General features: G+C 72.2%; 15 protein-coding genes. 8 read left to right on the top strand and 7 right to left on the bottom strand.

All coding sequences use genetic code 11. The features are described 5' to 3' along the window. Window positions 1–85 precede the first annotated feature (85 nt). Window positions 86–1,210 (bottom strand): glycosyl hydrolase family 18 protein, encoded by a 1,125-nt coding sequence (locus OG488_RS35040; RefSeq protein WP_329236626.1) that lies wholly within the window; start codon window positions 1,208–1,210, stop codon window positions 86–88. Window positions 1,211–1,280: 70 nt separating this feature from the next. On the opposite strand from OG488_RS35040, the gene OG488_RS35035 reads away from it, so the two are divergent. Then, window positions 1,281–1,748: a type II toxin-antitoxin system PemK/MazF family toxin gene (locus OG488_RS35035; protein ID WP_329236624.1), complete on the top strand. Its 468-nt coding sequence runs from the start codon at window positions 1,281–1,283 to the stop codon at window positions 1,746–1,748. Here the strand turns inward: OG488_RS35035 and OG488_RS35030 are convergent. Next, window positions 1,733–2,569, bottom strand: coding sequence for a TIGR02452 family protein (locus OG488_RS35030; protein ID WP_329236622.1), 837 nt, complete (start codon window positions 2,567–2,569; stop codon window positions 1,733–1,735). The two genes, OG488_RS35035 and OG488_RS35030, sit on opposite strands and share 16 nt — an antisense overlap. Window positions 2,570–2,716: 147 nt before the next feature. Between OG488_RS35030 and egtA the strand changes: the two genes are divergently transcribed. Genes egtA through egtD form a run of 4 tightly spaced genes read left to right on the top strand, consistent with a single transcriptional unit; the run spans window position 2,717 to window position 7,066 of the window. After that, window positions 2,717–4,012 (top strand): ergothioneine biosynthesis glutamate--cysteine ligase EgtA, encoded by a 1,296-nt coding sequence (gene egtA, locus OG488_RS35025; RefSeq protein WP_329236620.1) that lies wholly within the window; start codon window positions 2,717–2,719, stop codon window positions 4,010–4,012. Beyond that, window positions 4,009–5,352 (top strand): ergothioneine biosynthesis protein EgtB, encoded by a 1,344-nt coding sequence (egtB, locus tag OG488_RS35020; protein WP_329236618.1) that lies wholly within the window; start codon window positions 4,009–4,011, stop codon window positions 5,350–5,352. Before egtA ends, egtB begins: the two co-directional genes overlap by 4 nt. Beyond that, on the top strand, window positions 5,352–6,107 hold the full coding sequence (egtC, locus tag OG488_RS35015; RefSeq protein ID WP_329236616.1) for an ergothioneine biosynthesis protein EgtC: 756 nt from the start codon (window positions 5,352–5,354) through the stop codon (window positions 6,105–6,107). Before egtB ends, egtC begins: the two co-directional genes overlap by 1 nt. Next, window positions 6,104–7,066: an L-histidine N(alpha)-methyltransferase gene (egtD, locus tag OG488_RS35010; protein WP_329236614.1), complete on the top strand. Its 963-nt coding sequence runs from the start codon at window positions 6,104–6,106 to the stop codon at window positions 7,064–7,066. Before egtC ends, egtD begins: the two co-directional genes overlap by 4 nt. Here the strand turns inward: egtD and OG488_RS35005 are convergent. From OG488_RS35005 to OG488_RS34995, 3 genes are all read right to left on the bottom strand, one after another. After that, the gene (locus tag OG488_RS35005; protein WP_329236612.1) at window positions 7,009–7,848 is read right to left on the bottom strand and encodes a lysophospholipid acyltransferase family protein; all 840 of its coding nucleotides are present in this window, start codon (window positions 7,846–7,848) and stop codon (window positions 7,009–7,011) included. The genes egtD and OG488_RS35005 overlap by 58 nt on opposite strands. Beyond that, entirely contained in the window at window positions 7,845–8,651 is an 807-nt protein-coding gene (locus OG488_RS35000; RefSeq protein ID WP_329236610.1) for a GNAT family N-acetyltransferase, read from the bottom strand. Before OG488_RS35000 ends, OG488_RS35005 begins: the two co-directional genes overlap by 4 nt. Window positions 8,652–8,923: 272 nt before the next feature. Continuing rightward, window positions 8,924–10,177 (bottom strand): extracellular solute-binding protein, encoded by a 1,254-nt coding sequence (locus tag OG488_RS34995; protein WP_329236608.1) that lies wholly within the window; start codon window positions 10,175–10,177, stop codon window positions 8,924–8,926. Between the two features lie 205 nt (window positions 10,178–10,382). Here OG488_RS34995 and OG488_RS34990 point away from each other — a divergent pair, with 205 nt between their 5' ends. Beyond that, the gene (locus OG488_RS34990; protein ID WP_329236606.1) at window positions 10,383–10,598 is read left to right on the top strand and encodes a dodecin; all 216 of its coding nucleotides are present in this window, start codon (window positions 10,383–10,385) and stop codon (window positions 10,596–10,598) included. A gap of 47 nt (window positions 10,599–10,645) precedes the next feature. On the opposite strand, the gene OG488_RS34985 is transcribed toward OG488_RS34990, so the two are convergent. Continuing rightward, window positions 10,646–11,134 carry a phosphatase domain-containing protein gene (locus OG488_RS34985; RefSeq protein WP_329236604.1) on the bottom strand — a complete coding sequence of 163 codons (489 nt, stop codon included), beginning with the start codon at window positions 11,132–11,134 and terminating at the stop codon, window positions 10,646–10,648. Between the two features lie 41 nt (window positions 11,135–11,175). Between OG488_RS34985 and OG488_RS34980 the strand changes: the two genes are divergently transcribed. Next, window positions 11,176–11,736 (top strand): type 1 glutamine amidotransferase domain-containing protein, encoded by a 561-nt coding sequence (locus OG488_RS34980; protein WP_329236602.1) that lies wholly within the window; start codon window positions 11,176–11,178, stop codon window positions 11,734–11,736. On the opposite strand, the gene OG488_RS34975 is transcribed toward OG488_RS34980, so the two are convergent. Beyond that, window positions 11,733–12,059, bottom strand: a complete 327-nt coding sequence (locus tag OG488_RS34975) for a plasmid stabilization protein (RefSeq protein ID WP_329236600.1) — start codon at window positions 12,057–12,059, stop codon at window positions 11,733–11,735. The genes OG488_RS34980 and OG488_RS34975 overlap by 4 nt on opposite strands. Window positions 12,060–12,251: 192 nt before the next feature. Between OG488_RS34975 and OG488_RS34970 the strand changes: the two genes are divergently transcribed. Then, window positions 12,252–12,443, top strand: a complete 192-nt coding sequence (locus OG488_RS34970; protein WP_329236598.1) for a DUF6381 family protein — start codon at window positions 12,252–12,254, stop codon at window positions 12,441–12,443. The last annotated feature ends 38 nt before the right edge of the window (window positions 12,444–12,481 follow it).

The raw sequence follows: 12,481 nt of genomic DNA, 5'->3' as shown, positions 1-12,481 counted from the left end.
GCAGTCTTCCAGACCCGTTCGCCCGGCCGACGGGCCGGGGCACCGTGACCGGGGGGTCAACCACCGGCAGCGGCTGGGAGCGGCGTCAGCCGCCGGCGAGGACCGGCCAGATCTTCGGGTCCTCGAAGTTGAGCGCCCACAGCGCGGTGTTCGTCACGCCGTGCTTGCGCAGCACCGGCAGGTGGGCGGCGATCCCGCGTGCGTCCTGGTACCAGACCTCACGGGTCTCCGTGCCGTCGTCGTAGGTGAAGTACGGCGTGCCGGAGATCTCGTCGAAGCGGTAGGGGGCGCCCTGTTCGGCACGCAGCGCCTCGGCCTCCTTCCAGGTGACGTGGGTCGTGGCGGCCGTACTGGTGCTGTCCGACGGCCAGTTCCAGCCGTATGCGGGGAGGCCCATCTCCAGCTTGGCCGGCGGGACGAGGGCGGTGGCGCGGGTCAGGACGTCCTCGTACCAGCGGGTGTCGGCCAGCGGTCCGGGGTCCCCGCCCTGCCAGTGCAGGTTGTATCCCATGATCCGGACGCGGTCGGCGACACGCCCGAGTGCCGCGTAGTCCCAGATGCGGCCGGTCGTGGCGGTTTTCGGGAAGACCGTGACCACGCACTGCTTGCCGAGGAGGTGCAGACGCCGGCAGAGGTCGGTCGCCAGGGCGGTGAAGCCGTCGCGCACGGCGGCGTACGTCGTGTCGCCGGTGGCGGCGATGGATTCGTAGTCGAGGTCGAGGCCGTCGTAGTCGCGGGTGGCGACGGTTCGCATCAGCGCGTCGGTGTGCTCGGCGCGCCGGGCTGGGCTGGTGAGGATCGCGGCCAGGACACCGGACTTCATCGTCTCCATGACCGTGGGGACGACCTTCGTCCCGGCCCGGTGGAGTCCGTCGATGATGCGCCGCTCCCCCGCGCCGGGGTGCGCGTCGATCCGTCCGGCGGACACAGCCTCGTACCAGAACGGGCTGACGGTGTGCAGCTGCCCGGCGTGGCGCAGCGCGTCCTGGTAGGCGCCCTCCTGGTCCCAGTAGGGCAGCCAGGCCGAGACGGTCCGCGGAGCCGGTGCGGCAGGGCCGGCGGCCGGGCCCGAGGGGGCGGGCGATGCCGGGACCGGCTGCGGCGGCGGGGCTGACGCGGCACCATAAGCCGTGGCCAGCGCGGTCGCTGCGAGGAGGCCGGCCACCGCGAGGGTACGGGCGAGGCGGGCGATGACGTCGTCGGTGATCATGGGTCGAGCCTGTGGCCCCTTTCGCCGACCCGCTCCACGGGCTGGGCCGTCCAGGTCCTACGGTGTTGCGATGACGTTCCAGCACATGAACCACAGCAGTGACAGCACGACCGACTTCCCGGGCCGCAGCGGCCCGGCGGCGACCGCGGAGGCCGACCCCCGCGACGTGGGGCCCGTCCGCACCTCGTACGCCCCCGACCGCGACGGCGATCCCGATCCCGGTGAGATCGTCTGGACCTGGGTGCCGTTCGAGGAGAACGACGGACGCGGCAAGGACCGGCCGGTTCTCGTCGTCGCCCGGGAGGAGAGGGGCACGCTCCTCGCCGTGCAGTTGTCCAGCAAGCAGCATTACGGGGACCACGAGTGGGTCGCCCTGGGTGCGGGGCCGTGGGACAGCTCGGGGCGGCCGTCCTGGGTGGATCTGGACCGGGTCCTGCGGGTGCACGAGGACGGGATGCGGCGGGAGGCCTGTGCGCTGGACCGGGACAGGTACGACCTGGTCGTGGGGCGCCTGCGGGAGCGCTACGGCTGGAGCTGACCGGCGAAGGCGCGGGCGAAGGCCGCCCGGACGGCGGAATCGGGGTCGCGGTCCGGAATCCCGAGGACGAGCTGCTCGAAGTGGCCGGCGAACCGCCCGCCGCCGGTCAGCAGGGCGCGGAAGGCTCCGGCGACCTCGGCCGGGTCGTTCATGAAGACTCCGCAGCCCCACGCGCCCAGCACCAGCCGCCGGTAGCCGCAGACGGCGGCGACCTCGAGCACGCGTTCGGCCCGGCTCGCCAGTGCGGCGGGTATGCGGGCGACGAGGTCGGGGTCCCTTCGGCGGATGACTCCGGCGTTCGGCGCGGGCGAGGTGAGGAATCCGGCCGTGTACGGGGAGTCGAGCAGTCTCCCCCGGTCGTCGCGGAAGACCGGGACGCCCGGTGAGTGGATGACCCGGTCGGTGTAGAGGGCGCTGCGTTCGGCGCGGTGGTGCGCGTAGAACTCCGGGGCGCGCAGCAGCGTGGCGTGGAGCGCGGAGCCGCGGCACAGGGATTCCTCCTGGGCCTGCGCGCCGTTCAGGTAGCCACCGCCGGGGTTGCGGGCGGAGGCGTAGTTCAGCACGGCCACCTCGGCCGCCGACTCGCCCGTCATCCGGCGCGCCGCCTGCAGGCTGGTCTCGTCCGTCACCTCGACGACCGGGGTGCGGTCGGTGTCCGGTACGGCCACGGGGACGGGCTCGGGGCCGTACAGCCGGGTCGCGGGAAGCGCGGTGGCCAGGGCGCGCTCGATGGTCACCTCGCGCCCCTCGGGCGTGCGGTACCGCCCGGCCAGGACGATCGCCTCGGTCTCTCGCGCGATGCCGCGGAGTCGCGCGCTCATCGGAGCGCCCCCGTGTGGTGCATACGGGGCATGCTGGATGGTACGGCGGCATGGACGCAACCGGTTTTCCGTCGCCCAGGGGCACCCTTGTGCGAACTCCCGGTAAGGGTTTGGGTGGAAGGCAAGCACCCCAAGAGGAGGCCCAGCATGCCCCCGGACACTCTCGGTCAGCACGGCCCGCCCGTCGACGCGACACCGCTCGGCGAGGGGGAGGCGGAGGATCTCCTCCGCGGCATATGTTTCAAGACGGGACCGCCCCGGACGGTCGGTGTGGAGTTGGAATGGCTCATTCACGACCGTGAACAACCCGAGGCCGCTGTCTCACACGACCGCCTCCGCGCCGCGGCCGACGCCGTGCGCGCGACCCCGCTGGACGCCGCTCTGACCTTCGAGCCGGGCGGCCAGCTGGAGCTCAGCTCCCAGCCCGCCGGGTCCCTGATGGCGTGCATCGACGCCACGGCCTCCGACCTGGTCTCCGTACGCGACACCCTCGGCCGGGCCGGGCTGACCCTGGCCGGCCTGGGGGTGGACCCGTGGCAGCCTCCGCGTCGGCTGCTCCAGGAGCCGCGCTACGACGCCATGGAGGCCGCGCTCGACCGCTCGGGGTCCGCGGGCCGCGCCATGATGTGCACCTCCGCCTCCGTGCAGGTCTGTCTGGACGCCGGGGAGGAGGAGCCGGGGCCGCTCGGTTACGCGCGGCGCTGGCAGCTGGGGCATCTGCTGGGCGCGGTCCTGGTGGCGGCGTTCGCCAATTCGCCGTTCCGCGAGGGACGGCGCACCGGTTGGCGGTCGACCCGGCAGGCGCTGTGGGCCGATCTCGATCCGGACAGGTCGCTGGCGCCCCGGAGCCGTCTGGCGCCCCGGGACGCCTGGGCCTCCCATGTGCTCGCTACGCCCGTGATGTGTGTGCGGAACGGCGAAGGACCGTGGGACATCCCCCAGGGGCTGACGTTCCGCGACTGGATCCGCGGGGGCGGGCCGAGGCCGCCGGTGCGGGCCGATCTCGACTACCACATCACCACGCTGTTCCCGCCGGTGCGCCCGCGCGGGCACCTGGAACTGCGCATGATCGACGCACAATCGGGCACCGACGGATGGCTGGTGCCGCTGGCCGTCACCACCGCTCTGTTCGACGACCCGGAGGCAGCAGAGACCGTGTACCGCACCGTGAAACCCCTGGCCGAGACCGCGGGCCCTCCGGCCGCGCCCCGCAACGCGCTCTGGACGGCCGCCGCCCGTGACGGGCTGAGCGATCCGGAGCTGGCCGCGGCCGCGGAGGTCTGTTTCACGATCGCGCTCGAGGCGCTGCCCAGGATGGGGGCGAGCGATCACGTCCTCGGCACGGTCGCCGCCTTCCACGACCGCTATGTCGCCAGGGGCCGATGTCCGGCCGACGATTTCCCCGACCTGGCACGACCGCACGGAAAGGGCCTGGTCCGATGACTGACATTCCTGCTCCGCACACCGGCCGGGAAGAACCCGAAGCCGAGGCGCTGCGCGAGCGCGCCCTGGCCGCACTCCTCACCGCGCGCGAGCGCACCGCTCTTCTCACCGACAGCGTCGACGACCACGAGCTCACCGCGCAGCACTCCCCCTTGATGTCGCCCCTGGTCTGGGACCTGGCACACATCGGCAACCAGGAGGAGCTCTGGCTGCTGCGGGCGGTCGGCGGCCGCGAGGCGATGCGCCCCGAGATCGACGGGCTGTACGACGCCTTCGAGCACTCCCGGGCCAGCCGGCCCTCGCTCCCCCTCCTGGCCCCCGCGGAGGCCCGGACCTACGCCTCCGACGTGCGCGGCCGGGCCCTGGACATCCTCGGAGGTGCTCCGCTCCACGGTGGGGGACGTCCGCTGGAGCGGGCCGGGTTCGCCTTCGGCATGGTGGCCCAGCACGAGCAGCAGCACGACGAGACGATGCTGATCACGCATCAGCTCCGCTCGGGACCGGCGGTCCTCGACGCCCCGGAGCCTCCGGCACCCGTCGGCCCCGTCACGCTCCCGGCCGAAGTCCTCGTCCCCGGAGGACCGTTCACCATGGGGACCTCCACCGAGCCCTGGGCGCTGGACAACGAACGTCCGGCGCACCGGCGCGACGTGGCCGCGTTCCACATCGACACCGCCCCCGTCACCTGCGGCGCGTACGAGCGCTTCATCGAGGACGGCGGTTACACCGACGCACGCTGGTGGGCGCCCGAGGGCTGGGCGATGGTCCGTGAACACGACCTGGTCTCCCCCCTGTTCTGGCACAGGGACGCCGGGCAGTGGCTGCGGCGGCGCTTCGGGGTGACCGAGCCCGTGACGGCGGACGAGCCGGTGCTCCACGTCAGCTGGTACGAGGCGGACGCGTACGCACGCTGGGCGGGCCGGCGCCTGCCGACCGAGGCCGAGTGGGAGAAGGCCGCGCGTCACGACCCCGCCTCCGGGCGTTCGCTGCGCTACCCCTGGGGCGACGAGGACCCGACGCCCGAGCGGGCCAATCTGGGCCAGCGCCATCTGCGGCCCGCCGCCGCCGGCGCGTACGCGGCCGGCCGGTCACCGGCGGGCGCGGGCCAGATGATCGGTGACGTGTGGGAATGGACGTCGAGCGACTTCCTGCCCTATCCCGGCTTCGCCGCGTTCCCGTACCGCGAGTACTCGGAGGTGTTCTTCGGCCCCGGCCACAAGGTGCTGCGCGGTGGTTCCTTCGCCGTGGACGCGGTGGCGTGCCGGGGCACCTTCCGCAACTGGGACCTGCCGGTCCGCCGCCAGATCTTCTCCGGCTTCCGTACCGCGAGGGATGCCTGATGTGCCGCCATATCGCTTACCTGGGGCCCCCGGTGGCTCTCGGAGAGGTGCTCACCTCCCCCGCCCACAGCCTGGTGCGCCAGTCGTGGGAACCGAGGCGCCAGCGGAACGGGACGGTCAACGCCGACGGATTCGGGGTGGGCTGGTACGCGGACGGGGACCCGGTCCCGGGCCGCTACCGCCGCACCGGGCCCGTCTGGGGCGACGAGACGTTCGCCGACCTGGCCCGGGTGGTGCGCAGCACCGCCCTGCTCGCGGCGGTCCGCGACGCGACGTTCGCCGGGGCGGACGGAGAGGCGGCCGCCGCTCCCTTCGCCGAGGGGCGTCTGCTGTTCAGCCACAACGGTGCGGTACGGGGATGGCCCGGCTCCCTGGCGCCGCTGGCCGGTGCACTGCCGCCCGAGCGGCTGCTCGCCCTCGCGGCGCGGAGCGATTCGGCCCTGATCTGGGCCCTGGTGCTCCACCGGACGGCGCAGGGTGACGAGATAGGTCAGGCGGTCGCCGACACCGTGCTCGACGTCGCCGCCGCCGCCCCCGGTTCACGGCTCAATCTGCTGCTCACCGACGGTTCCACGATCGTGGCGACCACGTGGGGCGACTCCCTCTGGTATCTGCACGAACCCGGCCGCCGCACGGCGGTGGCCTCGGAGCCGTACGACGACGATCCGTTCTGGCGCGAGGTCCCGGACCACACCCTGCTGGCCGCGACACGCACCGACGTCCTGCTGACCCCGCTCAAGGAGCCCACCGCGTGAGTCCCTTCCTGCTGACCCGCACCCTGCCTGCGGACGCCACGGACGCGGCGCTGCGCGCCGATGTGCGGAGCGGTCTGACCCGGCACCCGAAGACGCTGCCGCCCAAGTGGTTCTACGACGCGCGCGGCAGCGACCTCTTCGAGGAGATCACCCGGCTGGCCGAGTACTACCCGACACGCGCCGAACGGGAGATCCTCGTCGCCCGTGCCGGTGAGATCGCCAAGGTGTCCGGGGCGAGGACCCTGATCGAGCTGGGGTCCGGATCCTCGGAGAAGACCAGGCACCTGCTGGACGCGCTGCCGGACCTGCACACCTACGTGCCGGTCGATGTCAGCGAGAGCGCACTCGCCGGGGCGGCCGAGGCGCTGCTGGCCGAACGCCCGGAGCTCGACGTGCACGCGCTCGTCGCCGATTTCACCCATGACCTGGAACTGCCCGAGAGCCCCGGCCCGCGGCTGGTGGCGTTCCTCGGCGGCACGCTGGGGAATCTGCTTCCGGAGGAGCGCGCGGAGTTCCTGCGCTCCGTACGGACGCGGCTCGCGCCCGGGGACGGGCTGCTGCTCGGTACGGACCTGGTCAAGGACGAGGCGACGCTCGTGGCCGCGTACGACGACGCGGCCGGGGTGACCGCAGCGTTCAACAAGAACGTGCTGGCGGTGGTGAACCGCGAGCTGGGGGCGGACTTCCCGCCCGACGCGTTCGACCATGTGGCCCTCTGGGACGCGGATCACGAATGGATCGAGATGCGGCTGCGCGCGCGCCGGGCGCTGACGGTCAAGATCCGTGAGCTGGACCTCGTGGTCCGGTTCGAGGAGGGCGAGGAGCTGCGGACGGAGATCTCGGCCAAGTTCCGCGAGGAGCGGGTGCGGGAGGAGCTGGCCGCGTCCGGCCTGCGGCTGGATCAGTGGTGGACGGACGAGGCGGGCAGGTTCGCGCTGTCCCTGGCGACGGCGGACTGAGCCGCGCACGCCAGTCCCCGCCGGCCGTGCACGGCTCCGGCGGGGACCGGCGGCAGGATGCTTATCTCGGCGGTGAGCCCGGCGGCGGTCACCACGCGCCACAGCGAGGCGGCGAGCGGGTCGTCCCCGACGAACGCGACGGCTCCCGCCGCGTCCGTCCCCGTCGTCCGGTAGCTGATGCGTACCGGGCGGACGGCGGAGCCCGCGTCGATCGCCGCCTGGAAGGCGGCGGGCCGGAAGTGCCCGCCGCCGCACCGGCCGCACCGGGTGCTGCCCTGCGGGAACACCGCCACCCGCGATCCGGCGGCCAGCGCCCCGGCCAGGGCCCGTACCGTGTCCGGCAGGGTCCGCAGCCGGTCCCTCTCGATGAACAGTGTGCCGCCGAGCGCGGCGAGCGGTCCGAGCAGCGGCCAGTTCCGTATCTCGCTCTTGGCGACCATCCGGGCGGGGAGCACCGCCGCGACGAGCGGGATGTCCAGCCAGGAGACGTGGTTGGCGACCACCAGCTCCCCCGCCGTCGGCCGATCCGGTCCGTACGGCTCACCGGTGACCTGTACGCGTACGCCGAAGGCCCTGACCACGGCGTACGCCCAGCGGCGGATGAGCAGGTCGCGGTGCGAGGGCCCCAGGAGCAGCACGGCGGGCACACAGAGCACGCCCAGGAGGGTGAGGGCGCCTCCGGCGCACAGCAGGGCCGCGGCGAGCAGTGGGGCCCGTGTGGCGCCCTCGTGGTGCGTGCAGCGGCGCGGCGTGCAGGGGGCGACGGGCAGCCAGGAGCTCATCGCAGCGGTGCCAGCGAGAGGAAGTGGCGCAGGTAGCGTGGGTCGGTGCGGCGCATCGAGAGCAGGACGTAGAGGTCGGCGACGCCGAAGTCGGGGTCGTGGGCGGGAGCTCCGCAGACCCACGCGCCGAGCCGCAGGTAACCGCGGAGCAGCGGTGGGAGACCTGCCCGGCCTCCCGCCCCGCCTCCGGGGTGGCCCGTGGTGTCCCACAGGCGGTGCGGGGTGACCCAGTACTCCTCGGGCGCCAGGTTGTGGGTCCGTACGGTGTCCCAGCTCCTGGCGGCCAGCGCGCCTCCGTCGGCGAGGGGTACGGAGCAGCAGCCGGCCAGCCAGGTGTGGCCGGTGCGCTCCATGTACCGGGCGAGCCCGGCCCATATCAGGGCGATGACGGCGCCGTCCCGGTGGGCGGGGTGGACGCAGGACCTGCCCACCTCGACGAGGTCGTCGCGGATCGGGGCGAGGCGGGCGAGGTCGAACTCGCTCTCCGCGTAGAGGCCGCCCGCGCGCCTGGCGCCCTCGGGCGGCAGCAGCCGGTAGGTGGCGACGACCTCGCCGGTGGACGTCTCGCGCACCAGCAGGTGGTCGCAGTGGGCGTCGAAGGCGTCGCTGTCCAGGCCGGGTTCGGCGCTGTCGAGCCGGGCTCCGAGCTCTCCGGCGAACACGAGATGGCGCAGGCGCTGGGCGGCCCGTACGTCGTCCTGGCAGGTGGCCAGGGCGACCCGGTACGCCGAGGTGGCGGCGGGCCGGGGCGCGGGTACGCCGGCGGGTGCGGGGGTCGGGAGGGCGAGGGGCTGCACGGTCATGGCGGTCTCCGGGGACGGATCAGCGGGGCGGCTGCCGGGTCGTCGCGGAGGTGCGCCGTCCCGGCCCCCTACTTCTTCCGCCACTGACTGGATTCGACATGACCGCCGTGGAGCGGGGGGATGTGAGACACCTGAATCCCCGGCTCAGGGGTGCCCGCACCTGCCCCAGGGCGTCGGCCTGCAACCGGTCCGCACGCACGCACGAGCCCGGCGGCCGTCCCGCCGTCCGTCGGTTGCCGGCGGGTCAGTTACCGGCCGTCAGTTGCCGGCCGTCAGCCGGTGATCAGCTTGGACGTGATGCGGTCGGACGCCTTCTTCGCCTCCTCCGCCGGATCGCCGCCCTCCAGCACCGCCGTCATGTACGGCTTGATCGGGTTGTCCGCCTCCACGGCAGGCCAGAAGGGCGAGTTGGGGGTCGCGCGGCCCTCGGTGGCGCCCTCGGCCATCGCCGCGGTCCCTTCCTGGCCTTCGACCACCTTCGCGAGGGCGGGCTTGTTGGGCACGTAGCTCATGGCCCGGGCGAGCTCCGTCTGCCACTTCGCCCCCGCGAGGGCCTTGACGACCTCGATGCCCTCGCCCCGCTGGTCGGCCCCCTCCGGCACGATCAGGTCCGACCCGCCGGTGAAGACCGCGCCCGGCTTCTTGGCGCTCTTGCCGGGAATGGGGAAGTAGCCGAGCTTGCCCTTGAGTTCCGGGTTCTGCTGTTCGATGAGCGCGGCGCTCCCGGGCACGGAGATGATCTGGGCGACCGTGCCCTCGGCGAACACATCGGTCTCCGGGGGTGTCTGCTCGTCGGCGTCCGTCGGTCCCTCGCCGAACGCCTGCAGCGTCTTGTAGAAGTCCATGCCCCGCAGCGCGGCCGGGGAGTCGAGCGCGCCCCGCCAGTCGCCGCTGTCGTCGTCGGCCAGTTCGCCGCCCTCGTCCCAGACGAACCCGGCGAGTACGTACCAGTTCTGTCCGGCGAGGTAGATGCCCTGCCGGCCGGCGGCGTTCAGCCTCTCGGTGACCTCCACCCACTCCTCACGGGTCTTGGGGAGTTCGGTGATCCCCGCCTCCGTGAAGAGGTCCTTGTTGTAGATCACCACGCGGTTCGCCGCGTACCAGGGGATTCCGTACTGTGCGCCGTTGACCTTGCCCGGCTCGGCGAGTCCCGGGAGCCAGTCCTCCCCGCCCAGGTCGCGCATGGACTCCAGGGTGAGGTCACGGAGCTCGCCGCTCTCCGCGTACTGGGCGACCTGGGTGTTGCCGACCTCGATGACATCCGGTGCGTCGTCGCCGTCGAGCGCCTTCAGGACCTTGGGCCCGATGCCGCCCCACTCCTGGATCTTGAACTCCAGTTCGATCGACGGGTGCTCGGCCTCGTAGGACTCCTTGAAGCGGTCCAGGAAGCTCTGGGAGGCGCTGCCCTTCATCAGCCACACGGTCACCGTGCTGCCGTCGGAACCCACGCCGGGGAGGAGACCGCAGCCGCTCAGCGTGACGGAGGAAACGAGCGCGACGGCTCCGGCCAGTTTGCGGATCTTCACGGGGGTCACCTTCTGCGAAACGGCACGACAACAGGACAGAACCCGGGTGGGGGGACTGCGGGCGGCGCTCGCACGGGCGTGTGGATCGGAGTTTGGTATGTACCAATCCGCAGGTCAAGGCCCTGTCCGCTGCGGATCGCCGGCCGGGACACCTCGCGCGACGACGCGGGGTGAGGCACCGTGGAATGACGAAAGGAGACATTAGATGTCTAATCACACCTACCGGGTCACCGAGATCGTAGGAACCTCCGAGGAGGGCATCGACGCGGCGATCCGGAACGGCATCGCAAGAGCCTCCGAAACGTTGCACAATCTCGACTGGTTCGAGATGACCCAGGTCCGCGGTCATATCGAGAACGGCCGGATCGCCCATTACCAGGTGGGGCTCAAGGTCGGTTTCCGGCTCGACGGGGACGCCTGACCCCGACGCCCCGCGCCCGTGGGTGGAGGAGTGGGGCAGCGGCCGGGTCAGGTACGCTCCCGGCGCTGCTGCGCGTCCTTCATCGACCGCGGGGTGACGGCCCACCGAGCGCGTACGACCGCGAAGCCGGCCCGCTCGGCCGCGTCGCACACGAGCTCGTCGTCGTCGACGAGGACACGCACCTCACGCTTCCCGGCCAGTCGCTCCAGGACCTCCAGCTTCGTGCGGCCGGCCGGCCGCCTGTCACCGTCGCGCCTCATGTGGACATCACCGAGCGGCAACCCCTGCCGCTCCAGCCAGTCCAGGGTGTCCCGGCGACACCGCTCCGGCCGGCCGGTCAGGTACACCACCTCGCACTCCTCGGCGCTCGCCAGGACCAGGCGGACCCCTTCCTCCAGAGGCGGGTCCTGGGGTGCCGCCGAGAAGAACCGCGCCCAGTCCCGCCGCCGGCCCTCGAGGAAGTGCTGACGGTGTCCGCTGTCGGCGAGCGTTCCGTCAAGATCGAATACGGCCAGCGGCCGGGGGTAGGCGCTCAACGCGCTCCCATCCTCGAAAACATGCCGAAAGGATAGAACGGATGACTGACGACCTCGGCGGACGCCGCGTACTCGCGATCGTGACCAATTACGGCGTCGAACAGGACGAACTCGTACTGCCCGTACGGCGGATGCGTGAGGCCGGTGCCACGGTGGACATCGCGGCTGTCTCCACGGACCCCGTCCGGACGCTCGTGGGCGACAAGGATCCGGGTGAGACCGTGCGGCCCTCGCTCACCCTCTCCGACGCGGATCCGGCCGACTACGACCTGCTGCTCGTACCCGGCGGAACCCTCAACGCCGACACCCTGCGCCTCCAGGACGCCACCGACCGGATCGTCCGCTCGTTCACGACGACGGGCCGGCCGGTCGCCGCCATCTGCCACGGCCCCTGGGTACTCGTCGAGTCGGACGTCGTCAGGGACAAGACCCTCACCTCCTATCCCTCGCTCCGGACGGACATCCGGAACGCGGGCGGCAGCTGGGTGGACGAGTCGGTCGTCAAGGACGACGGCGGCGGGTGGACCCTGATCACCTCGCGCACACCCAAGGACCTGGACGACTTCATCGGCGCGATCGGCAGGGAACTCTCGGCGGCCTAACGCCCGAGGGCCTTGCGCAGCTGCTCCTTGGTCATCGAGGAGCGGCCCTCGACGTTGCGCTTCTTGGCCTCCTCGTACAACTGGTCCTTCGTGGGACCCTGTGCGCCGCTGTGCGACCGCTGCCCTCCGCGCTCGGAGGACGATTTGGGATCCCGTAGCGAAGCCGGGCTCGCCGTCCTGGACTCTCCCGAGCGGGCCCGCTCCTTGTTGACGGTCCGCGCCGCGATCTCCTTCGCGCGCTTCGTGGAGGTGCCGCGGTCCTCGGCACTCTCCTTGATGTGCTCGTACTGGCGTTCGCGCTTGGAGCTGGATCCTGCGGGCATGACACCTCTCCTCACTGCCGGGCGACGGTGGTTCGCCGCACCCACTACCCCACACCTTCGCCCTCACGCCTGCCGGGCGGGAGGTCCGAACGGGGCACGGGGCCGATCGCCGAGCGTGACCGTTCGAGATGCAGGTGCGCCGGTGCGCTGTTTCGCTGAGTGGGTCCGCTCCCCACAGATCCAGGAGTGATCATGAGCGTTGCAGGTGAGTCCGGCGGTCGAGCCAAGCAGCTGCGGGACAAGGCGCAGGAACTCAACGAGGCCGCGGAACGCGCCACCGATCCGGAGCAGCGGCAGCGGCTCCAGGACAAGGCCCGCCGCCTGCGCGAGCAGAGCAAGCAGGAGAGCTCCATGACCGACCGTGGCATGGACCCGATGGTGTAGGGCCGGACACCCCGTGCTGCCGGTGGTCCTCGCCCGTG

Origin of the sequence: Streptomyces sp. NBC_01460 (genome assembly GCF_036227405.1) — a bacterium.
GTDB lineage: Bacteria > Actinomycetota > Actinomycetes > Streptomycetales > Streptomycetaceae > Streptomyces.
Note: the sequence above shows the minus strand (reverse complement) of the source record. Positions and strands in the feature narration are given on the sequence as shown.

Bases quoted from the DNA above. Each gene is read 5' to 3' on its own strand.
- OG488_RS34975 (WP_329236600.1), bottom strand. From the start codon at position 12,059: ATGCCCGCAGGATCCAGCTCCAAGCGCGAACGCCAGTACGAGCACATC.
- egtA (WP_329236620.1), top strand. From the start codon at position 2,717: ATGCCCCCGGACACTCTCGGTCAGCACGGCCCGCCCGTCGACGCGACA.
- egtC (WP_329236616.1), top strand. From the start codon at position 5,352: ATGTGCCGCCATATCGCTTACCTGGGGCCCCCGGTGGCTCTCGGAGAG.
- egtB (WP_329236618.1), top strand. From the start codon at position 4,009: ATGACTGACATTCCTGCTCCGCACACCGGCCGGGAAGAACCCGAAGCC.
- OG488_RS35040 (WP_329236626.1), bottom strand. From the start codon at position 1,210: ATGATCACCGACGACGTCATCGCCCGCCTCGCCCGTACCCTCGCGGTG.
- OG488_RS35035 (WP_329236624.1), top strand. From the start codon at position 1,281: ATGACGTTCCAGCACATGAACCACAGCAGTGACAGCACGACCGACTTC.
- OG488_RS35000 (WP_329236610.1), bottom strand. From the start codon at position 8,651: ATGACCGTGCAGCCCCTCGCCCTCCCGACCCCCGCACCCGCCGGCGTA.
- OG488_RS34980 (WP_329236602.1), top strand. From the start codon at position 11,176: ATGACTGACGACCTCGGCGGACGCCGCGTACTCGCGATCGTGACCAAT.
- OG488_RS35030 (WP_329236622.1), bottom strand. From the start codon at position 2,569: ATGAGCGCGCGACTCCGCGGCATCGCGCGAGAGACCGAGGCGATCGTC.
- OG488_RS34990 (WP_329236606.1), top strand. From the start codon at position 10,383: ATGTCTAATCACACCTACCGGGTCACCGAGATCGTAGGAACCTCCGAG.
- OG488_RS34970 (WP_329236598.1), top strand. From the start codon at position 12,252: ATGAGCGTTGCAGGTGAGTCCGGCGGTCGAGCCAAGCAGCTGCGGGAC.
- OG488_RS35005 (WP_329236612.1), bottom strand. From the start codon at position 7,848: ATGAGCTCCTGGCTGCCCGTCGCCCCCTGCACGCCGCGCCGCTGCACG.